Source organism: uncultured Fibrobacter sp. (assembly GCF_947166265.1).
Lineage (GTDB): Bacteria > Fibrobacterota > Fibrobacteria > Fibrobacterales > Fibrobacteraceae > Fibrobacter.
In genome coordinates this window covers 186,438-206,707 of sequence record NZ_CAMVDO010000001.1, presented here as the reverse complement: position 1 = coordinate 206,707, position 20,270 = coordinate 186,438, and the positions used below count along the sequence as shown (strand labels likewise).

Below are 20,270 nucleotides of genomic sequence, written 5' to 3'. Positions count from 1 at the left end.
CACACGGTGTCATCCTGAGCGGAGCCCCGTAGGGGCGTAGTCGAAGGATCTCTAGGCTCAGCCAACTGATTACTATGCTTGAATTCTTTATAGCGGCGCTGGTGGTGGGCGTTGCTCCCGGTCCAGATAATTTGTTTGTGCTTGCGCAAAGTGCGACGCATGGGGTGCGGGCTGGCTTTTGCATCATTTTAGGGCTTTGCTCGGGAATTGTCGTGCAGATTTGTCTGTTGGTTGCTGGCGTGTCTGCCCTGATTGCCGCGAGTCCGAGGGCCTTTTTCGTGATGCAGTGCCTTGGTGCGGCGTACCTGCTTTACCTAGCCTACAAGAGTTTTCGGGTACGTACGGGGGTGGTGAAATTGGACGAGGAAATTTGTCATTCTGGAACGAGCCAGAATGGCGAAGTGACGGAATCCAGGGATGCGATTGCGAATGAAATTAGCTTTAAAAAGCTCTACCTTCGCGGCATTGTCATGAATCTCACGAATCCGAAAGCGGTGCTTTTCTTGCTGTCGTTCATTCCGCCTGCCGTCAAGACGGAACGTCCGATTCATCCGAGCCTGCAGACGGCCATTTTGGGGGCGGAATTCATTTTGGCAACGTTGATTGTTTTTGGCACGGTGGCGGTGTTGGCGGGTTCCGTCAAGAAATTCCTGCGAAATTCACCAAAGGCGAACCGCAACATCAACTGGTTTAGCGGCTGCGTGTTTATTGCCCTCGCTATTGCGCTGTTCTTGTTTTAATAACGTCATCGCGAGGGGTGAAACCCCGAAGCGATCTAAAGTTGCTTTTCGATTAGCCCAAGAATCTTTTCAATCGCCGCTTCGGGGGTGTCGTTGGTGTCACCGCCGGCGGCACGGGTGTGGCCGCCTCCGCCGAATTCACGTGCGATGGCGTTCACGTCCACGATGTAGTTGCTGCGCAGGCTAATCTTATACTTGCCGTTGACGGGGTAGAGGAACAAGGCCACTTCGGTGCCGCCGACTTCGCGGATGGTGTCGATGACGTTGGACAGTTCCACCGGCGTCACGTCGAAACGCTGCATGTCTTCGGGGGTGATGTGGGCGTAGACCACTTTACCGCCGAGCCCGAGCTTGCAGTTTTCCATTACGAATCCGGTCACGAGCGTCTGCTTGTAGGTGCGCGTGTAGTACGTCTCGTTGACGATTTTCGCAAAGTCGATTCCCTTTTCGATCAAGTCGCCGACCACCTGCATGGTGCGCTTGCCGGTACAGCTGAACTTGAAGGCGCCCGTGTCGTGCACAATCCCGAGGTACAGGGAATTGGCGGTCTCGCGGCTGACTTTTTCCTTGTCGAGGTTCACGTACAGGACTTCGCTTGCGGAACTTGCCTCGGGTTCTACTAGGTTCAGGGTGCAGAGGTTCAGCGGGTTAGAAATGTGGTGGTCGATATTGATGCTCTTCTTGGCGGTCTGCAGGCATTCGGCTCCGTTTGCACCCACGCGCTCGAAACTCGGCGTATCCATTAGGAATACGAGGTCATAGGGGAGGCCTGCGTTATTTTCGGAGGTGTAGAGAGGCTTGGCGTCGCTTGCCCCGCGTAAAATCTTGTAACTTTCGGGAAAGTTTTCGAGGTACAGGTCCGCATGAATGCTCGGATAGTTGTCCTGGATGTAGTTGTAGATTCCCGTAGTGGAACCTACGCAGTCGCCGTCCGGGCGAACATGTCCGAAAATAGCTACGGTTTTGGCTTCTTTCAAAAAATCTTCGATTGTCATGTAAGGGAATATAGTAAACTAAACTCCGCGCGGCGATCTCTATGCTCGATCATTTTTTGTATTTTATACGGTGATGAAACGTTTTTCCCTATTTGCTCTTGTCTCGGCTTTTAGCCTGTTTGCGACGTCGCTTGCGTTTGCGTTTCCCGCTCCGCAGGCACGTAATGGTTTTAGCAACATGACCGTAACCACGGAATATTCCGAACTCCTCAAGGAAAAGAATGCCCGCAACGATTCCTTGCTCCCTGCGCTCGATGGCGACAAGGCCTTTGCCGAAGTACTTCGCCTGAATCCGAACTTCTGGAGCTTGGGGGGCGTCATCGATAAAGAAGAATCGCTTGTGACGAAACTCAATGCGAAGGTCGTGTTTATCGACGGTATCCGCGAAGATCCCTTCTGCGAAATCGACAAGAATGTCGGCAACACCGCTGGCGAATGGAATGTGCGCTTTGGCGTGGACTTTGTGTCGGGCGGATCCAATACGGTGCATATTCACGTGCAGCAGTGCTTGGATTACGTGCGCGACCAGCTCGGTTATGCCATCAAGAAAGGCGACAAGGTAGTCTTTGTCCCGCCCAAGAAGGTGCTCGACAAGATTAAGGAAAGCGAAATTCCCGATGCCATTGACATAGACCTGCAGCAGACACTCCTGAAAGCCCACGAGGACGTGAACCTGACGGGAAAATGCCCCAAGGATATCGAAGCGTACATCATCTTGATGAATGTCTACGAACAGGTGAAAAATCAGAAGATGGACTACGTGGTTATCAACGACCAGCTGAACAAGCAACGCAACGGGGCGGGCCGCGTGCAGAGCTGCGCCTTTAGCCGCGAATGGAACAAACGCTACCACGAAAGTGCAAGTTTCGAATGTGACATCGACAATGACCGCTGCACCTACCGTCAGGAAAACGACGGCAATTCTGACTGGGCGATTAACTACGAAAACGACCGCTTCGAGTACATTAACAAGAAGTTCCTTTTCTTTAACCTGAATCCGAAAAGCATCCACAAGGGCGGCACTATGCTCGACCTGCGCTTGCTCCGCCTTTCCACGAACTTGTGGCTCGAAGCCTACTTGAACATGAAGGGCGACCCCGTGACGCTCGGCCTTATCATCGTCCCCGGCGGCGACAAGTCTATGGATGACTACGACGACGGCGAAAGCGATGAAGACGAAGGCATGATGTTCGAGTAACGCTGCTCGCTCGGCTGCGTGTCATCCCCGCGCTCTTTAAATGTCATCACCGTATTCTTGAATGTCATCCCCTCTTTTCTTGTTTGTCATCCCCGCGCAGGCGGGGATCTCCCTTCTTGCGAAAAAGTTGCATTTATTCTAGAATTCGGTTCCCGAATTTCTTCTCAAAATCGATCACGAGCTTGTGCGGCTCCGGGAAGTAATGCTTTAAAATATTCATCCCGATGGTATACAATTTTTTCGGAACGCCGAACACGGGTTCTGCGATTCCCCCTGCGATGCAGGCGAGAGTGTCGCTGTCCCCGCCGAGTGAAACGGCGTTGCGGATGGCGTCTTCGTAGTCCGTGGCTTCGAGTACGCAGCGGATCGCCTGCGGGACTGTTCCTTGGCAAAGGGCCGCTCCGGGGTAAGCCCAACTGTATTCTGGACGCAGCTCGTCTAGCGTAAAATTCAAATCGTAGCCGAATTCGCTTTCCATGGTCGTCTTGATTTCGTCTTTGCTAGCTCCCTTGCGTGCCATAAAAATGGCAAGTGCCGTCGCCTGCGCACCCTTGATGCCTTCGGGGTGATTGTGCGTACATTCCGCGGATTCCTTCGCCTTGGCAAGAATTTCTTCTTTAGTGTTGAATGCCCAACCCACCGGCGAGATGCGCATCGCAGAACCGTTACCGCAACTGTCGTAGGGCTTGCCCTGTCCCGTAGCGCGGGCATCGATGACATACCTGGTGAAACTGCCGCCGTATCCGCCAACCGGACAATCGTACTTGCTCGCGTATGCCACATAGTATTTCCATGCTTCGCCCCCGCGCATAATCCAATCCGCCGTCGCGAATGTCAAAATGCTGTCGTCTGTGGGCGAAATGCCGTCCTTGATCAGCTCAAAATCTTTCGTCTTGATGTTGTCAAACTCGTAAATCGACCCCACCGTATCACCGATAATTGCACCTATCATAAATTCTCCTATTTTTTTACTCCTATAATATCGCTTTTTATGGGGATTTTGTAAAGGGGAGGGGGATGAGTGCATTACTTTTTGACTAAACTCGCTTTTTTTGCGATATAAAAGAAGGCTTTTAGGGGAAGAAAAAGAATTTTTATTGTTTTTGTAAAAAAAATGTATATTAGTGAAGGAATTTATAACCATAGGAGATAAAATGGAAAAAATTGGCAAACTAGTTCAAAATGATTTAATTCCGGCAGTTGCAAAGTTGGATGATGCTGAGTTTGCAAAACTGCTTGACGCAGAGAATGCGAGAAGAATTTTTGGGCTTAGAAGTGAGGCTGACACAATTCCTTTTCTGAAATTGCAGTCAGAAGTTAATGAAGATAATCAAAAAATTAGGTATTATCAATCTGCACCAATAAAACGCCCTGATGGGAAGGTTTACTTGATGACATCCCAGTGGTATGACGGCTCATTGAGTAATGTAAAAGCATGGTTGAAAAATAATGAAGCGCGAATAAAGCAGAAAAATGCTGATAAGTTTGTTCACGAAACAGCGAAGACTTCTTCTGATATTGACTGGGAACCTGCAGTAGAAGGCAAACCCCAGTTTGGCATGTTTACGGACATTCGCGATGGACAAAAATACAAATGCTTTAAAATCGGCAACCAAGTTTGGATGGCTGAAAATTTGCGATTTGAAGGAGGATGGGCTACAGTAGAAGGGAACCTTGAAAATTTGGATGATGGTCTTCCTGAAAGATTCCTAAAAGAGGGTGAATCCTTGAAATACACATGGGCAGCTGTGATGAATATGCCTAGTTGCATGAACAAGATTGCATTGCCGCTTTATGATAAAATGGTAACTGAAGGATACGAATCTTCCTGGAACTCCAATGATCCGTTCAAGGGGACTAAATATCAGGGCATCGCCCCGATAGGGTGGCATATTCCATCTGTTTCGGAATTTATGGTGTTAAAAGAAAATATAAAGAATAAGATGGCGAAGCTCGAAGAAGATGCTGAAAAATTGATGGGCGGCTTGTTTGAGGATGGTGTTCCATATGAAGAAGACGATTCAGTCTCACGTCCAGTGTGGTTGTGGACTGTGAATGAAACCGGCTCTGATTCTGCAGTTGTTTTTATTACGACTGGTTGGGAAAATCGTCCCTCGTTGGAAAACAAGTCGAATCACTATTTCCTCCGTTGTATCAAGAACGCTGATTAATATCTGCCAAGATATAGGGGCGATAAATTCGCCCCTTCTTTATAAGTTTTCTAAGGATGAAGGTTATTTGCTATGAGTGATTTTTCGGGGCCTGTTGAGGCGATTGTGGCTTTGTATGAAGCTGGCAAGGATATTTCGAGTATTTACAAAGTGCTTTGGAAAGAGCTAAAAACATACTGGTCGGAATCTAAAATAAAGGATCACCTCAAAATATACAAGTATCTTAAGGCAACAGGCCAGTATCATGCTCCGGCCGATGTTGAACTGTTCGAAGGCGACATCGACGCTCTGTTGGCAGAAATGTCTTCGCAAAAGAATGGTAGAACTAAATCATCTACGCATGCCGGAGAATACGAACCGGAAGATGACTCTGACGAAGAAACGGAGACCTCCGAAGATGTTGGGGATGTAGTAGAACAACCTCGGCCAGTTCGCAGGCTACCCCGTGTTCTAATGACCGAAACTTCATTGCAAAAGAAATTCTTCAAGTGGCTTACCAAGCAGGTTAAGCCGAATGTACTTAACAGTTATAAGACGGGCTTACGCAAGGTTCTCAATGAGGCTCGAATGGAATTTGACGATTTTGCGCCTCTCGCCGAAACTGTGCTACCTGACTATTATGCGGGTGGTGCGAAAGCGAATGTAGGGGATCAGTCGTCTGGTGCGGCCCGTGCATCCGTTCGTAAGTTGGCCGAATTCATGAAAACCCAGGAACCGAAAAAAGAGGTCCCGAAAAAAGCTGTAGCAGAGAAACCTGCTCGAAAGGTGAAGAAAGAGGAGCCGAAGGCGGCTGTTCCTGTAAAAAAGACAAGTTCGAGCAAGTCAAAAAAGGCAAAGGTTCAGGAAGTCACTGAGGTTGAGGAACCGCCCAAGAAGATTTCTCTGGAGAAGAATCCTGCTCGTGAGAAAGTCCTTCCCAAATTGGACAAAAAGGCGGAACAGGAAATCTTTGCCGATCCTTCAAAGTCCTTTAACGCCATGAAAAAAGCGGTATCCGTCATTGCTAAGGGTATTGGAAAGGCTTTGTTTATTTCGGGAAATGGCGGAATCGGCAAGACCTATGCGGTCAGCAGTGTGCTGGAGGCCTATGGCCATAAGCGCCCGGTGGATTACAATATCCTGAAGACGAAGTGTACGCCGATTAATGTCTATAAGTTTCTTTACAAGAATCAGAACAAAATTTGCGTATTTGACGACTGTGATTCCGTTTTGCAGAATGTGGAGGGGCGTTCCGTGCTCAAGAGCGCCTTGGATTCCGACGACGTCCGCGAAGTGTTTTGGGGTTCCGATAGCAAGGATGTTGTAGATACGACAGATTGCATGGATAATGATGAAGTTGCCGAATGCTTGGAACGTTGGTCTAAGAAGCATGATGGTCGCATGGGAATGCCAAACCATTTCTTCTTCAATGGCTCGGTAATCATTATCTCGAATATGAAAAAGAGTGAAATCAAGAAATTGGATGAAGCTCTTGTAACCCGAGCTACGTCAATAGAGGTCCTGCTCACAAATTCCGAAATTTTGGATAGGCTAAAAGGCCTTTTGAATAATTTCAAGATAACCGATGCTGCTGGGCGCGACATCTCCGACAAAGCAAAGAAAAAGAAGGTTTTTGACTGGATTAGTTCCAAGGAATTCCTGAACGACCCGCGGATGGAAGGCAAATCACTCAACTTTAGGCTGTTCATCAACACGTACAAGGCTCTGTATGCCGGTGATGATGAATCTGACGACTGGAAACAGGCTGCTTTCCAGGGATAAATTTTGAATATGATTTAGAATTATAAAACAAAAAGGAAAATACCATGCAGGAAAATCAGTTTAAAAAGTGGCTTGAAAGCAAAGGACATAACAGTCGAGTTGTCTCTAGTGTCTTGTCTCGCTGTGGAAAGATTGAGAGTGAGTTAAAGCTTGATCTGGATAAAGAATTTATAACTGATCAGGGAACAAGTCTGTTGGAAAAACTGAAGTATTCTGCAGATGATGAGCGGCATTCTCGTCCGGCGCCTCGAGGATTAATTGTGAATGGAAGTATTCGCAAAATTTTGGCTTCTTTAAAAAGTGCAGCGAAGTCGTATATGGATTTTAAGAAGGGCTCATCAAATAAGGTGACTTCCAATCCCAAATCAAAGTCTTCCGCGACCGTTAAGGCAATTGATAAGAATGATGTAGTTGACTTTGAGTATTTGAAGAAAGCCTTTGGCGTCTGGCTTGATGAAAAAGAAATCCTGTCAACTGCGGCTTCTATAGCATCGTATCGCTCCTATATAAATCAGTTGCACGATGGCTATAATGAAAAAAATGGATCGGGTTCTTTTGAAAATGTTATTTCCGCATACAAAAGTAAGTCGAAAAAGGATATATCAAAAGCATATGTTGATGTTATTGTTTTTATAAATGAGCAAAAACAGGTAAATCGTAAAAAGTGGACTGATATTGGCAGCGGTTTTAATCAGTTCGATTCGTTCTTGAATGAAGAATTTGATGTCGAAGGATATGAAACTGATGAGAAACGAACGAAAAGTGTAAAGGAAATAACATATCCTGAAGTTACTCCGCAAAAGATTACTAAAGAAAAGAAAGTACGTGTTTCAAGAGAGATAAGCACGGCAGATGGTGTCCTTGAAGAGTTCTCTCAGAAAGAACTGTTTAATATTTTTAAGAACCGTTTGAAAACGCAGAGTCGTTATTACCCAGCAAGTGTTGATTTGCTGTTTCCAGTTAGATTGATTACGGCCATATTCCATAAGGCGAAAGACAAAGCGTTTAATGAATGGATGGTGTCTGGATTGCGTGATATGGTCGTATTGGGAAAAGACGAAGCCTATCGTTTTGAAGATGTTGAGAAAATGTGCTTCTTGAACGATAAACGCGTAATGGTTGTCTTGAAAAATTCAAAAGTATTTGAATTGTATACTTATAATGCGGATGGAAAAAAGGTTGTTCCTCTTCGTACTCAATATAAGGGTGATATTTCTATAGATCATATAGTCTCTTTGGCAGAAAAAATGAAAAAACATAAGAATGAATTGCCTGCCTTTAGAGAAATGACGCAAATCTATCATGAATTTGAAAGGGCTACTGCAACAAAGTTGAATCCTAGGGCCGAACGAACTTGGAAAAACGACTTGCTGAAAAAGTATTCTAGTGAATTGTGTTCGAAAAAAATGCGTAATGCAATTCTGAATGATTTGAATACTTTGGATTTGCATTACGTTTTGATGGATCAGCGCGAAAATTCTAAGAAAGGAAAGAACTAGTAAGGGACTGAACAACGGAAAGAAGGGCAAAAATGAATCAAAATTACCTAGAACAATTAACCAGGGATTATATTCAGAACTATCTGCGCAACGAGTACATGGACGATCTCCGCTTCATATTCCAGAAGGATTATGAATATGAAAATGGACGCTGCCCTTGGCTGCGTGATTTTAATGCCGCTGATGCGAAATCTAAAATTGATAATCGTGCTGAAACTGATCCGCTGAGGCATTTCGTCTTTTCAAGCATTTTCCTGTATCAGTTGATGGCCTACATCACGATTAAGGACGATATGAACCACAACGGTTATAAATCTCCCAATGAAGCCGCATATGAAGAGTTCATGGACTCTGACAAATTTCAAGAATTTCTTGACCATTCAGGATGGCCTGATTTTGGTTTGGATATATGGCAAGAATTTTCGGCAAAATATTCACAGAAAAAGCTCGATGGCTTGAATGAACTCTTGGATCGTTATGGTCTGGTGATCCCTTTTCTTAATTACCGGTTTCAACTCGCAAGTATCTTTGATGTGTTGCAGAGATTGCTACAAGAAGAACTGTTCCGCCTAGACATTTCCAATGATGTAAAATCACGTATCGTCGACTGTGCAAATGAAAATACTCAAAAAATGCTGTCTATTTTGTTAAATACAAAGACCCCCGTTATTGAGGATTATTTGCAGCATGAATACAAAGAAGATATTAAGAATATCTTTGAGGATAGGGAAAAAGGGTGGTTCGGCATCGATGATTATGAACGGACTGAAAAGTGGCCTGATGCCGAAAAAAGGAACTTGGCTTTGTCCGAAGCAAAGCCCGGTCGTCACTTTGTTCTATCTAGTGTTCTTTTGTTCCATTTCGCAGTTGGTGTTGCGATTAATGATGAAAGGTATTATAAGCATACCTTCTCCGAAGGGATTGATGAATTCTATGGAACGTTGACGGGGTGGCCTCGGATAGGGTTGAACTATTGGAAAATACTTTCCAAAAGAGACCCCGAAGTGGGATTCCAAGCAAAAGACGTCCATTATATCTTAAACCTTCTTGGTTTGATGCGTAATGTTTTTCCCGATAGGTCAAGTGAATTCGTTTTGTCATGTATCTTCGATGCAATGCAGGGGCTGTTGGACGATGCCTTGCTCAAATGGAATATCCCGGATGAGGCTAAGTCGGGTATTTCAACTAGGGTTCAGTCCCATCTGAACGGAATCATGGCTGTTTTGAAGGTTGGGTACAATTCAGATGAACAGAAATAAGATAATAATGATGTAGGCAATCCGGCTTCGAGAAAATCTAAATTTGAAATTTTTTCTGATGTAGAATTTATGGATGTTTAATTGAATTCAATTTGGCAACCTTTAGCCCCCTCTCTGAGGGGGCTTTTCTAATGTCAAATTCTGACTTTACAAATATGGCTTTTTTTACTATATTTGCTCGGCTTTTATGAGTTTGATTTTTTAATTGTTTAATATAAATTGTTGGTTTTTGTTAGAGAAAAATTTTAGGATTTTTCGAGTTTTTCACTGTATCCCCCAAATTTCAATCTTTTTTCCAAAAAAAATTCAAAAAAAGGAGTCGCACTATGGTTAAGGTTATCGCTCGCGATAGAAAGCATCTCATTCAACTCATCGACAAGGCTGTTGAAGAAAATGGTCCCGAATGCGATTTGAATTTTATTGACGTATCGCAGGTGACGGACATGAGCGGGTTGTTCGATCCTGTGCTCGGTTGTTATGACCGTGATGAAGATGTTGGCCCAGTTGATTTTGCTGAGCTAAATAGAAAGGCGGAAAAGAGGAGCATGTTCAATGGTGACATTAGCCGGTGGGACGTGTCCAACGTGGAGAATATGTTCGGATTGTTCAGCCATTCTCGATTCAATGGCGATATTAGCAAGTGGGATGTATCCAGTGTACAAAGTATGAACGGCATGTTCTGCAGTTCTATGTTTGATGGTGACGTTAGCCAATGGAATGTGTCAAACGTGTTGGTTATGGATAGAATGTTTATGTACACCAGGTTCCATGGAGACATTAGCAAGTGGGATGTGTCGAATGTAATGTACATGGCGTCAATGTTTGAAAGTTCGCGTTTTAACGGTGATATCAGTCAGTGGAATGTATCTAAGGTGACGGATATGAATCTGATGTTTTCTGAATCTATTTTCAACGGCGATATCAGTAAGTGGGATGTGTCGAATGTGGAGAATATGAAGGAAATGTTTGGTACGTCCGCGTTCAATGGCGACATCAGCAAGTGGGATGTATCTAAGGTAACGGATATGAGTTTGATGTTTTATGACTCTGTATTTGAAGGCGACATCAGCCAGTGGGATGTGTCGAACGTGACAAGTATGAGATCTATGTTCTATAATTCACATTACAAGGGTGACATCAGCAAGTGGAATATGTCGAAAGTGGTTAGTAAAGAGTATATGTTCGGCAGTGATTATGATTTTTAACTAACATTATATATAATACTAAAAAACCGCTGGCGTTCATTCCAGCGGGCTTTTTTTATTCCGGCTGTTCAGGCCGGAATGTTGCAGGGGAGTTTTACCCCAAGTATGTCAGTCCCTTGTAATTAAACTTCACGATATCGATGTTCATATCGGCCTGTTCGATCAGTTTGTCCTTCCATTCGCCCATGGGAGTGTCGCTTGCGATGAGTTGGTTCAGACGCTGGCCGAACAGAATTTCTTCGCGGGTGATGGTTGCCGCATCGGAGCGGGTGCAACCATTGATGTGCGCCTCGATGGGGTTGCTGATGAACATCGACGAGAAAAATCCGTTCAGGTTGACACTCTTGGCGAACGACGATGCGTAACACCAGATTCCGATGACGTGTTTCGCCTTGATGTAGCGCACGTTCCTTTCGGAAACGAGAAACTGTTCGCCGTGCATTTGCGGCGACAGGAGTCCGCTGGGGTAGCCGTGGCCGCATAATATAAGTGTGTCTTTTTCGGCGAGAATGGCGGAATCCACTTTTTTGGCCCAGGGACCATTGTGGTTGTTGACCTCAATGACTTTCACATTCGGGAGCCCTTCCCAGATGTGCTTGAGAACCAGAGTGTCTGTGTCGCCCATGTTAGAAAAGATGACTGTACAGGAATTCATAATAATCTCCATTTTTTTTCTATATCGTTATAAATGGAGATTTTGTCTAAATGACAATTCCTGACAATTAGCCCCCTTTACAAATATGGCAATTTTTACTATATTTATCTAGCTTATGGGTTTGGTATTTTAATTTTTTAATAAAAATCGCCGCTTTTTAATTTGTCTGAAATTTGAAAATTTCGGGGTTTTACCACTATATCTACTCAAAACCCCTTATAACTCTCAAAAATTTTTTCAAAAAAAGTTTTTTTAATAGGAGATCCATTATGGAAACAACAAACACCAACAACATCCGTTCTTTTCAGCGCTTCTTCGACGAAGACAGGGAAGTCGTCTACAACCTGTTCGATGCGTTTATCGCAAAGACCATTCTCGAAGGTAAGGCGATTGATTTCTCGAAATACGCTGTTGACTACTATGGTCAGGTAGAGTTCGCGACGCTTGAAGACGAAAACGGTCAGCCGGTTTTGTTTTCGAAACTGCTCTGCGGTAAAAAGGGTGACGAAGCATATAAAAAGAGCGTTGAGTTTATCATCAATGCTCCAGCAGCCGTTCTGCGGGAATTTCTCAAGAATGCCGATTGGAAGGCTGCTCATAAGGGTGAGCTCGTTTTGATTGCTCATCTGCACTGGCTGTGGTCTCTGGGTATGTCCGGGGTCAAGACGTCGTGCGGCAAGTTCGGCAAACTTGCCGGTATCAAGGAAGACTGGATGGGCGTTCTGAATGGCTATAATCCGGAAGAGGGGCTGTGGGATGCCTACATTTCTGCGATGGGTCTGAAAAAGGAGCTGCTGCTGGTCTATTCCATTCTGCATCGTTTTATGACTTGGCCGAACAAGCCTGAATTCAAGAATGTAGACGAAATCAAGTCCGCTATGGTTGACTTCGTCTTTAAAACGCGAATTGATTTGAATGCTCCGGTTCGAAACGGCATGCTGCATCTGTGCGATCCTGATAAGTATATCAATATCTATGATTACGAAATGAAAATGGAATGGATTGAGCATCATTCATCGTTGCTGCGCTATTATAAGTCAAGCAGTTTCAGTACGCTGCAGGAACAAGATAGTGTCTACTATTCTAAGCGCATTGGCCGTGTGGAAGACAATATTGTCTATCGTGCAGACCGTACCGAGGACAGGATCCGCTATATCATGGATCGGCTCTGTGGTGTGGAAATGGGGTAGCCACCCCCTTTTTTCCTTGCTTTTTTTTTGAAAATTTTATATATGTTTCAAATGAGAGGTCAAAATGGGCGAATCCAACAATGTTAATGCTAAAGTGTCGGGACGTTTTGCTGTTCCGGGGCAGGAAACGGTTTATAAGTTGTTCGACGCTTTTTTGTCGAAGACCGTTTTGGAAGATCGTCTAGTCGATTTCTCGAAACCGCCCGTTGAGCGTGAAGATGGTTCTGTTGAATTTGAAACTTTGAATGCTGCCGATGGTACTCCAGTTCCGTCTTTTTTGGAGCTGATCTTGGGGCAGACATTCGTCCGGTTTAGTTTCTCTGCAAGATCGATCAAGAACAGTGGGATGTCGCAGGAGGAATACAAGCGTTATTTCGATGGCTACAATACAAAGTGTGTACAGTATAGGGACGATGTTTGCAAATTTTTAGATGAAAATTTGCTTGAAAAGCCGGAGGAACCGATCGAACCTATGTTCAATCCGCCAGTAAGACCGGGGGACTATAAGGAAATAGTGGTCCCCAAGCGCAAAAAGAAGGATACCGACGAAGAATACCAGGCGAAAATGCTCAAATATGAGCAGGATGTCAAAGAACGCGATGAAAAGAATCGGGTTCGCATGGAAAATTTCGAAAAGAGGTATAACGAATACATGGAGCGCTACGACTCCCGTTTGAAGGAATATGAGGAGCGAAAGACATTGTATTCGGAGGAACTGAAGGCTTATCAGGAATGGCGAGATTCGTTCATTGAAAAGAACAAGGTCTATTTGATGATTGCGTGCCATCTTTATTGGCTTTGGTCCTTGGGGGCGAACAATGTTGCTCTCGGTTGTGGCGCGTATGGACAATTGATGGATCTTGAAACTCCGGCTTATCCTGATATGGGGGTGTGGAATGTCCAGGTGCTTGGAATGCGAAGGGACCTGAAGTTGATTTATTCCATTTTTGAACGCTTCTTGTCCTGGCCGAGGCGCCCGAAGTTCAACACGGTGGCCGAAGTGAAAGCCGCTCTGGTGGATTATATCTTGAAAGTCAGAAAGGATTCTTCGGCACAGGTCCGCAACGGGCTTCTGCACCTATGTGATCCGGACAAGTTCACGAACATGTACACTTATCAGGAAAAGGTGGAGTATGTGTTGATGCATGATTCAGCCCTTCAGGGGTTTCGTGCGGGCGATATGTTCGAAATGAACCGAAACGATTCTGTCTGCTTTTCTAAAAAGAATGTGGGTGGCAATAGGTTCGAAGGTGATTATCAGGGGCTTAGAACCGAAGATAAAATCCGCTATATTAAAGGATGATGCCTGCCTAATTTGCGGGTAAAATTGAATTATGAAAAAAGCCGTCGGCGAAAATGCCGGCGGCTTTTGTGCTATGTCCGAACATTTTAGAATCCCATCCTTCTTTTATTTTCAACTCCTTCTTTCGCCTCGATTTCACGTTCGAGCGCTTTTGCGATGCAGTCGGCGGAGAGCCTGTGTGCGGGCATGTAACGCAGCTGGTTGTAGACGGCGCCGAAGTCGCCCGGAGCGAGATTCGTCATGCGCTTGACGTACTCGGGACATTCGAGCTTCGGGAAGAACGAATCCCAAACAGTTTCGATGCCTTCGCGGGTGAGATAGTCGAACTTGACCTTGATGGCGAACCGGCGACGGGATGCATTGTCGAGACGTCCGTTGAAATTTGTTGCGGCAATGAAAATGCCGTTGAAATTTTCCATCTGCGTCAGCAGTTCGTTGACCTGCTGCACTTCGAAATTGCGCTCGGCATTGTTGCGGTCGCTGAGAAAACTGTCCGCTTCGTCGAAGAAGAGTATTGCCTTGCTCTCTTCGGCTTCGCTGAATGCCGCCTTGATGTTTGCTTCAGTTTCGCCGACGTACTTTCCGAGCAAATCGCTTGCTCGCTTGATGACCAGATTCCTGTTCAGACTGCGGGCGAGATACCGTACGAATTCGGTCTTGCCGGTACCCGGAGCGCCATACAGGAGAATGTTTAGCGACTGTGCGGCGGAACTCCCGTCGAGATGGTCCCAGATTCCGTTGAAATTTGTGGCGATTTCCAAAATGTCGGTGATATTCTGGTCTATGTTGAGTCCGGAGAGTGTGTACGCAGGGGAGTGTGTCGTCTTGTCGCGAGTGTTGTCGCAGGAGATGTTCAGCAGATTGGCGTGGGCGTCGAGCGTCCTGCGGATAATGTCTACGGGATTGACTTTTTTCTGCTTTGCCGCGGGAATGGCGTTCTGGACGGCTTTGGTGTAGCCGCCTACTGTCACGGGGTATTCCGCGGCAATGGACTTCACTTCTTCTTCGCTGATCAGATGCGGAACGTGGAATGTTTCCAGCACAGACTGCAACTGCACGGCGCGTTTTTCTGCCGTGAAATTCTGGAATTCCATCGAATAGTCGAACCGGCGACAGGTGCTTTCTTCGACATGGTCCATGGAGTTAGATATCCAGATGATCGGGGTGTGGACGTCTTCCATGAGCATGTTGAGCGCGCCCTTTTCAAAACTGTTCAGCATCTGGTCCGCTTCGTCGACCAAAATGATGGTTTTCGCATTTTCGTTGTTGATGGCAATGAAACGGATAGCGCGCACACGGCGACGGAGTATGGTGTCGGAAAGATTGGTGAGATCGTTTCCGTAACGTTCGCTCTTGTCGCTTGTCTTGGTGACATACATCGGAAGCCCGACTTCCTGGGCGAGCGCCTTCGCGAGTTCCGATTTTCCTGTACCTGCACGACCGTAGAATAGAATGTTGAGTGGCTTCTTGTAATCGTGATTCTTGAGCAGATACACGAGTGTTTCTGCTTCGGGGCGGTCCTTGGCGAGTGTCTTGAACGGAATTTTGGGGGCTTCGGCCATTTCGACGTTGCTAATCCTAGTGATTTCGCTTTGTCCATTCAAATGGAAAATGATGTCGCGTTCGAGATCGACTTCTTCGTTAATGAGACCGAGCTTTGCGAGGAGCGATTCGCCGTTGAGCAAATCGGACACTCTCTGCTTGGAGAGTCCGGTCGCGACAGAAATCAAATCGAAGTCCTTTTCCATATAGCGGCTTCGATTTCCCGTGGAGGGGCCCTTCTTTTTAGCCGTGACTTCCATTTCGTCGTATTCCTGCAGCCAGAGATACAAGATGATTTCGATTTCGTCATCTTGCAGGTGGGACAGATTTTGCAATTTTTCGATTCGTTCCATGGTGGTGTCGTTTTCGGCGACACCCTTGTTGAGCTCGTTCCATGCGAACTTCAGGAACAGCGGAATGACAGTGTTCTTGAACTTTTTCCATTCTTCTTCGGTGAATACGTCGCGGGTGAGATGCTTGATGTTGTTGATGCAGTGCTTCACCTCGAAGTGGTAGTCTGCGCTCGGGTACTTCTTTAGAAACTGGCGACCGTGAGGCCCGCAGTAATTTACCTTAGACGCGACGGAGGCGGGAAGCCGCAGATTTTGCTCTTCGATCTTAGCGAGTGCGTAGACGAGTTCGGTCTGCGTTTCAAAGTTCATCAGAGCGACGATCGGCTCGATGTTCAGGTAGTCGGAGTCCGTCTGCAGAAAACGGACCCAGTACTCCATGATTTTGAGCAGAGCGAAGCTCGGACCTGCATTTTCGGCGGGAGCTGCTTTGCAGTTGAGTTGTTGGGCGATGTTTTGGAAATAGTTTTTCTTATTCATGAGTTACCTTTTTTTGAAAAAAATTTTGGAAACTCATACCCGGTTTCGAGAGGGTACAATATCCCCAAAAATTTTTTCATGGGGTCTCAAAGAATTTTATGGAAAATTTTTTATTGAAAATTGATAAATGCGCGATTTTGGTGCGCAACCATAGCCCATATATAGTAAATTTTGGCGTTTTTGTCAAGGGTTCGGCATTTTGGAATGTTTTCTTGACAAATTCAGTTGCCGAAACGATTAAATATTATATATTTAGGTCGAATGGATTTACAAGGAGAATTTATGAACAAGTTTATCAAGGCTTCTCTTGTTGCTGCAATGCTTGCTGCTCCGATCATGGCCGACGAAGAATTCGGCGGTATCGGCGTGACGATTTACCAGACCCGCGACGGCGTCAAGGTGGCGGAAGTCATTCCGGGTACTCCTGCAGCGGAAACCAAGCTCCAGGCTGGCGATGTGATTATCGCCGTCGACGGGGTGAGCCTCAAGGGTAACGACATTGAAAAGTCCAAGGAACAGCTCCGTGGCCAGGTGAACAAGCCGCTCGAACTCACCTTTGTAAGCGGAGTCGATACGATGACGGCAACGCTTCGCCGTGCCCAGATTACCGTGAAGGATCTGCAGAGCGAAAGTGTCGAAGCTTGGTACGGTGACAAGAAGGAATTCAACTCCCAGGAACTTGAAACTTACGCAAGCGCGACCGAAGGTGCCAAACAGCTGGTGGCGGTCCTCAAGCGTGGCTCTCTCGTTGCTGAAGACGAAAAGGTGAACGCCAAGGAACTGAACGGCATTTATGTGGAACGTGCCGATGAATTTGCTCCCAAGGCATCCAAGAATGTGAACAAGCCTGCTTCGGCAATGCTCAAGGGCTTTAGCCGTAAGGCAGTGAGCTTTGATGCCAAGTCTGCCGGTACTGCTATCGTCACCATCTTGAACTCCGATGGTGCTGAAGTGGCAAATCTCCGTGCCGACAACGCCCAGCCGGGCTTCAACACGGTACGTTGGAATGGCGAAAATGTTCCGAGTGGCCGTTACCTGGTCCGCATCGACCTCAACGGTTCTGTCTCTGGCAAGAACGCCGTGCTCAAGTAATTGGCCGCCTTTAGTTGCGGATTGATCGCTAATATTGCAGATGCCACCCTCGATTAAATCGGGGGTGACGTTTTTTATAGAAAAACATTTTGTACAACGTAAAATAGGGCGTATAAAAGTGACCTTTGGAACGTTTTTATATGCCCCGTCTTAAAAATCGGCTAGAGATCCTGCTCCTACGAACCTAACTCTACTAAGGCAACAAGTTGCCAAGTATCGTATATCGACTACGGGCAAAGCCCGGAGTTTACCCTGAGTTTACCGAAGGGCCTGGATGCCACGTTCGTGCCTCTTTCTACTATTTCCTATATTTGCCGCAACGTGATTTTATCTGGAACCCATCGTAATCTGTGGGCATTTTTGGCATTATGGCTTGTTGCCTTAGCCGCTCCGACCGCTTTCGGTCAGGAGATGACCCGCTTTGAACTCGAAGAGCGCGAGCAGGTCGAAGAGGATACCACCGAAGTCGACTGGATGAACGATACGACTGGGGTGGACACGATTGAATACCGTGCGGTGGACCTCGTTTACGATGTGGACAAGTCGACTTTCAACTTGAATAACAGCGCACAGCTCAAGTACCGCACGGCGACCCTGGATGCCGACACCATCTTGTTCGACCAGGAAAACAGTATCCTGGCTGCAAGTGGCGATCCGATTTTGCGTGAGTCCAAGAATCCGTCGCTTTCGGGAATGCGGCTCAAATACAACATGAAAAGCCGGATCGGCGAAATCTATTATGCGACCACGTATCAGGACAACCAGCAGTTGAATGGTATGGAGGTTCGTAGACTCCCGGATCAGCGAATTCAGATTGCGCGCGGTGACTTTAGTACCTGTAACGACTCGACGCACCAGCACTTCTACTTTTACGGACGCCGCATGGTGGTGAAGCCCAAGGAGACCATTACCGCGCGCCCGGTGGTGCTGAATATTGCCGATGTGCCGGTGGCGGTGCTTCCGATGATTGTTGCTCCCCTGAAGAGCGGACGTAAGTCGGGTCTTTTGACTCCCAAGTTCGGCGGTGACCAGAAGCAGGGCTACTACATGAGCAATATCGGCTTCTACTACGCACCGAATGATTACTGGGATGCAACGGTCAAGGGCGACATTATCGAAGGTGACGAGGCCCGTTTTGAACGTTCGACTCTCACGGGCGAAGTCCGCTACAAGAAACGTTACGTGCTCGACGGAAACCTTTCCTATACGGCGTACCTCGAAGAGTTTGACATGGCGAACAGTGGCTACGATATCCGCTTTGCGCATAACCAGAACTTGACTCCCGACGGAAAGCAGACGTTGAGCGGCTCGGGTTCGTTTGTTTCTAGCCAGAGCATTCGTAAGGACAAGGCCCTCGATGCCGAAACCATCTTGAACCAGCAGGCGAATGCCCAGCTCACTTATTCGGGCAAGTTCGGTACCAACAAGAGCTTGACCGTGAAGGCGCGCCAGAGCCACAACCTGGTGACCGACATGATGGAACGCGAAATTCCCGATATCCAGTACCGTATGAGCGGACAGCTTTTTACGTTCGAGTACGACGAGGACGAAGAAGCTTACGAAGACGGTTCGTTTATCAGCTACATGGAAAAGTTCAACTATAGCTTCAATAACCGTTTCAACTATTACACGCGTCGTGCCCGCGATACGGTGAACGTGAAAGATACGACGGCGGAATACGTGGGTTACACGGGTACCTATTCCGTAGATTATTCGGGATCGATTTTCGATGTCATCAACCTCACGCCGCGTGCGACCTTCACGGGTTACTGGACGGGAACGGGCTGGATCAATCCCGAGGATTCCCTCAAGTACCGTAGGCGTTACATGAGCCTGGACCCTGAACATGACGAATACGGTCAGGTCGCCTATAACCACAATTACAGCATTACGGCGGACACCAAGCTTTACGGCATTTGGGTGCCTGAAATTGGACGCTTCACGGGTGCAAGGCATGTGCTTTCGCCGAGCGTGTCCTATACGTATGCGCCCGAAATCGATACGGTGAAAAAGTTTGCTCCGCACCCTCTCCTGGGGCAGACTCCTTATCAGATAGAGCAGAAAACGGTCGGCTTCGGACTGAACAACGACTTCGATATCAAGTACCTCAAGGTGGTGGGCCATGCTGCCGATACCACCAAGGGCGATACGGCGAAGGCGGTCGAGGATCAGTACGGTACACGCCGCCTCCTGACGACGCGTCATAATGTTTCGTATAACTTTGCGGCGGACTCGTTGCAGTTCTCGGACATTACGTCTTCGTTCGGTTTCCAGATCTTGCCGGACTACTTGTTCACTATCTATACGCGGCATAGCGTTTACCACAAGTTCAGCGATGACCCGAACAAGGTGCAGGTGCCGGAACTCACTTACTGGGGTTACGATTTTTCGAAGCGCTTTAGCTGGAGCGGCGAATTCAATGGGGGCCTCCCTTCGCAGATGGGCAAGTACGAAATGCTCAAGTGGACTTTTGGCTTCGACTACAGCTACAGTTTTAGCAGTACGCGTGTAGCGAAGGACTTGTTCCAGGATCAGGTGTCGCATTCTACGGGAATCAGCGCGAGCCTGCAACCGACGCGCAACTGGGAAATGACTTACAGTACGCGCTACAACTATAACGAAGGCCGTTTCGTGACGCATAGCTTTACGTTCAACCGAGTGTTGCATTGCTGGCAACTTGACTTTAGCTGGACCCCGACGGGACCTGCCGCGGGCTGGAGTTTCTCGATTTACGTGAGGGATCTGCCGGACATCAAGCTGAACGCGGGTAGCACGGAAACGAATTAGCGATGAGGGCGCACCTGTGGTGCTTTGAGCAGTGAGGGCGGTC

Annotated in this window: 15 protein-coding genes; 11 read left to right on the top strand and 4 right to left on the bottom strand. The window is 46.9% G+C overall.

Annotation, left to right across the window (positions count from 1 at the left end; genetic code table 11):
* Positions 1-74 precede the first annotated feature (74 nt).
* Complete coding sequence (locus tag Q0W37_RS00815) at positions 75-740, top strand: LysE family translocator (RefSeq protein WP_297697839.1); 666 nt, start codon at positions 75-77, stop codon at positions 738-740.
* A gap of 35 nt (positions 741-775) precedes the next feature.
* Here Q0W37_RS00815 and Q0W37_RS00810 read toward each other — a convergent pair whose 3' ends face one another.
* Complete coding sequence (locus tag Q0W37_RS00810; protein ID WP_297697837.1) at positions 776-1,717, bottom strand: bifunctional oligoribonuclease/PAP phosphatase NrnA; 942 nt, start codon at positions 1,715-1,717, stop codon at positions 776-778.
* Between the two features lie 91 nt (positions 1,718-1,808).
* Between Q0W37_RS00810 and Q0W37_RS00805 the strand changes: the two genes are divergently transcribed.
* Positions 1,809-2,933 carry a hypothetical protein gene (locus Q0W37_RS00805; protein ID WP_297697835.1) on the top strand — a complete coding sequence of 375 codons (1,125 nt, stop codon included), beginning with the start codon at positions 1,809-1,811 and terminating at the stop codon, positions 2,931-2,933.
* A gap of 133 nt (positions 2,934-3,066) precedes the next feature.
* Here Q0W37_RS00805 and Q0W37_RS00800 read toward each other — a convergent pair whose 3' ends face one another.
* Positions 3,067-3,885, bottom strand: a complete 819-nt coding sequence (locus tag Q0W37_RS00800) for an ADP-ribosylglycohydrolase family protein (protein WP_297697833.1) — start codon at positions 3,883-3,885, stop codon at positions 3,067-3,069.
* A 202-nt stretch (positions 3,886-4,087) separates the two neighbouring features.
* Here Q0W37_RS00800 and Q0W37_RS00795 point away from each other — a divergent pair, with 202 nt between their 5' ends.
* The 5 genes from Q0W37_RS00795 to Q0W37_RS00775 all read left to right on the top strand — a co-directional run bounded on the left by Q0W37_RS00795 (position 4,088) and on the right by Q0W37_RS00775 (position 10,828).
* Positions 4,088-5,104: an FISUMP domain-containing protein gene (locus Q0W37_RS00795; RefSeq protein WP_297697831.1), complete on the top strand. Its 1,017-nt coding sequence runs from the start codon at positions 4,088-4,090 to the stop codon at positions 5,102-5,104.
* A gap of 72 nt (positions 5,105-5,176) precedes the next feature.
* Entirely contained in the window at positions 5,177-6,865 is a 1,689-nt protein-coding gene (locus Q0W37_RS00790) for a hypothetical protein (RefSeq protein WP_297697829.1), read from the top strand.
* A 44-nt stretch (positions 6,866-6,909) separates the two neighbouring features.
* A complete protein-coding gene (locus Q0W37_RS00785) occupies positions 6,910-8,364 on the top strand; it encodes a hypothetical protein (RefSeq protein WP_297697827.1) in 1,455 nt (484 codons plus the stop codon).
* A gap of 32 nt (positions 8,365-8,396) precedes the next feature.
* The gene (locus Q0W37_RS00780; protein ID WP_297697826.1) at positions 8,397-9,623 is read left to right on the top strand and encodes a hypothetical protein; all 1,227 of its coding nucleotides are present in this window, start codon (positions 8,397-8,399) and stop codon (positions 9,621-9,623) included.
* A 326-nt stretch (positions 9,624-9,949) separates the two neighbouring features.
* Positions 9,950-10,828: a BspA family leucine-rich repeat surface protein gene (locus Q0W37_RS00775; protein ID WP_297697825.1), complete on the top strand. Its 879-nt coding sequence runs from the start codon at positions 9,950-9,952 to the stop codon at positions 10,826-10,828.
* 94 nt (positions 10,829-10,922) lie between these two features.
* Here Q0W37_RS00775 and Q0W37_RS00770 read toward each other — a convergent pair whose 3' ends face one another.
* The gene (locus tag Q0W37_RS00770; RefSeq protein ID WP_297697824.1) at positions 10,923-11,483 is read right to left on the bottom strand and encodes a hypothetical protein; all 561 of its coding nucleotides are present in this window, start codon (positions 11,481-11,483) and stop codon (positions 10,923-10,925) included.
* 269 nt (positions 11,484-11,752) lie between these two features.
* Here Q0W37_RS00770 and Q0W37_RS00765 point away from each other — a divergent pair, with 269 nt between their 5' ends.
* Together Q0W37_RS00765 and Q0W37_RS00760 are read left to right on the top strand one after the other, a co-directional pair.
* Positions 11,753-12,673, top strand: coding sequence for a hypothetical protein (locus tag Q0W37_RS00765; protein ID WP_297697823.1), 921 nt, complete (start codon positions 11,753-11,755; stop codon positions 12,671-12,673).
* 64 nt (positions 12,674-12,737) lie between these two features.
* Positions 12,738-13,976, top strand: coding sequence for a hypothetical protein (locus Q0W37_RS00760; protein WP_297697822.1), 1,239 nt, complete (start codon positions 12,738-12,740; stop codon positions 13,974-13,976).
* An 86-nt stretch (positions 13,977-14,062) separates the two neighbouring features.
* On the opposite strand, the gene Q0W37_RS00755 is transcribed toward Q0W37_RS00760, so the two are convergent.
* Positions 14,063-16,348 (bottom strand): ATP-binding protein, encoded by a 2,286-nt coding sequence (locus Q0W37_RS00755; protein WP_297697821.1) that lies wholly within the window; start codon positions 16,346-16,348, stop codon positions 14,063-14,065.
* Between the two features lie 282 nt (positions 16,349-16,630).
* On the opposite strand from Q0W37_RS00755, the gene Q0W37_RS00750 reads away from it, so the two are divergent.
* A complete protein-coding gene (locus Q0W37_RS00750; protein ID WP_297697820.1) occupies positions 16,631-17,440 on the top strand; it encodes a PDZ domain-containing protein in 810 nt (269 codons plus the stop codon).
* Between the two features lie 360 nt (positions 17,441-17,800).
* The gene (locus Q0W37_RS00745; protein WP_297697819.1) at positions 17,801-20,227 is read left to right on the top strand and encodes a putative LPS assembly protein LptD; all 2,427 of its coding nucleotides are present in this window, start codon (positions 17,801-17,803) and stop codon (positions 20,225-20,227) included.
* Positions 20,228-20,270: the final 43 nt, after the last annotated feature.

What these genes read in the sequence shown, in the direction of transcription:
- Q0W37_RS00780 (WP_297697826.1), top strand. Translation starts at nt 8,397, where the DNA reads ATGAATCAAAATTACCTAGAACAATTAACCAGGGATTATATTCAGAAC.
- Q0W37_RS00760 (WP_297697822.1), top strand. Translation starts at nt 12,738, where the DNA reads ATGGGCGAATCCAACAATGTTAATGCTAAAGTGTCGGGACGTTTTGCT.
- Q0W37_RS00790 (WP_297697829.1), top strand. Translation starts at nt 5,177, where the DNA reads ATGAGTGATTTTTCGGGGCCTGTTGAGGCGATTGTGGCTTTGTATGAA.
- Q0W37_RS00800 (WP_297697833.1), bottom strand. Translation starts at nt 3,885, where the DNA reads ATGATAGGTGCAATTATCGGTGATACGGTGGGGTCGATTTACGAGTTT.
- Q0W37_RS00765 (WP_297697823.1), top strand. Translation starts at nt 11,753, where the DNA reads ATGGAAACAACAAACACCAACAACATCCGTTCTTTTCAGCGCTTCTTC.
- Q0W37_RS00775 (WP_297697825.1), top strand. Translation starts at nt 9,950, where the DNA reads ATGGTTAAGGTTATCGCTCGCGATAGAAAGCATCTCATTCAACTCATC.
- Q0W37_RS00770 (WP_297697824.1), bottom strand. Translation starts at nt 11,483, where the DNA reads ATGAATTCCTGTACAGTCATCTTTTCTAACATGGGCGACACAGACACT.
- Q0W37_RS00785 (WP_297697827.1), top strand. Translation starts at nt 6,910, where the DNA reads ATGCAGGAAAATCAGTTTAAAAAGTGGCTTGAAAGCAAAGGACATAAC.
- Q0W37_RS00815 (WP_297697839.1), top strand. Translation starts at nt 75, where the DNA reads ATGCTTGAATTCTTTATAGCGGCGCTGGTGGTGGGCGTTGCTCCCGGT.
- Q0W37_RS00755 (WP_297697821.1), bottom strand. Translation starts at nt 16,348, where the DNA reads ATGAATAAGAAAAACTATTTCCAAAACATCGCCCAACAACTCAACTGC.
- Q0W37_RS00805 (WP_297697835.1), top strand. Translation starts at nt 1,809, where the DNA reads ATGAAACGTTTTTCCCTATTTGCTCTTGTCTCGGCTTTTAGCCTGTTT.
- Q0W37_RS00750 (WP_297697820.1), top strand. Translation starts at nt 16,631, where the DNA reads ATGAACAAGTTTATCAAGGCTTCTCTTGTTGCTGCAATGCTTGCTGCT.
- Q0W37_RS00795 (WP_297697831.1), top strand. Translation starts at nt 4,088, where the DNA reads ATGGAAAAAATTGGCAAACTAGTTCAAAATGATTTAATTCCGGCAGTT.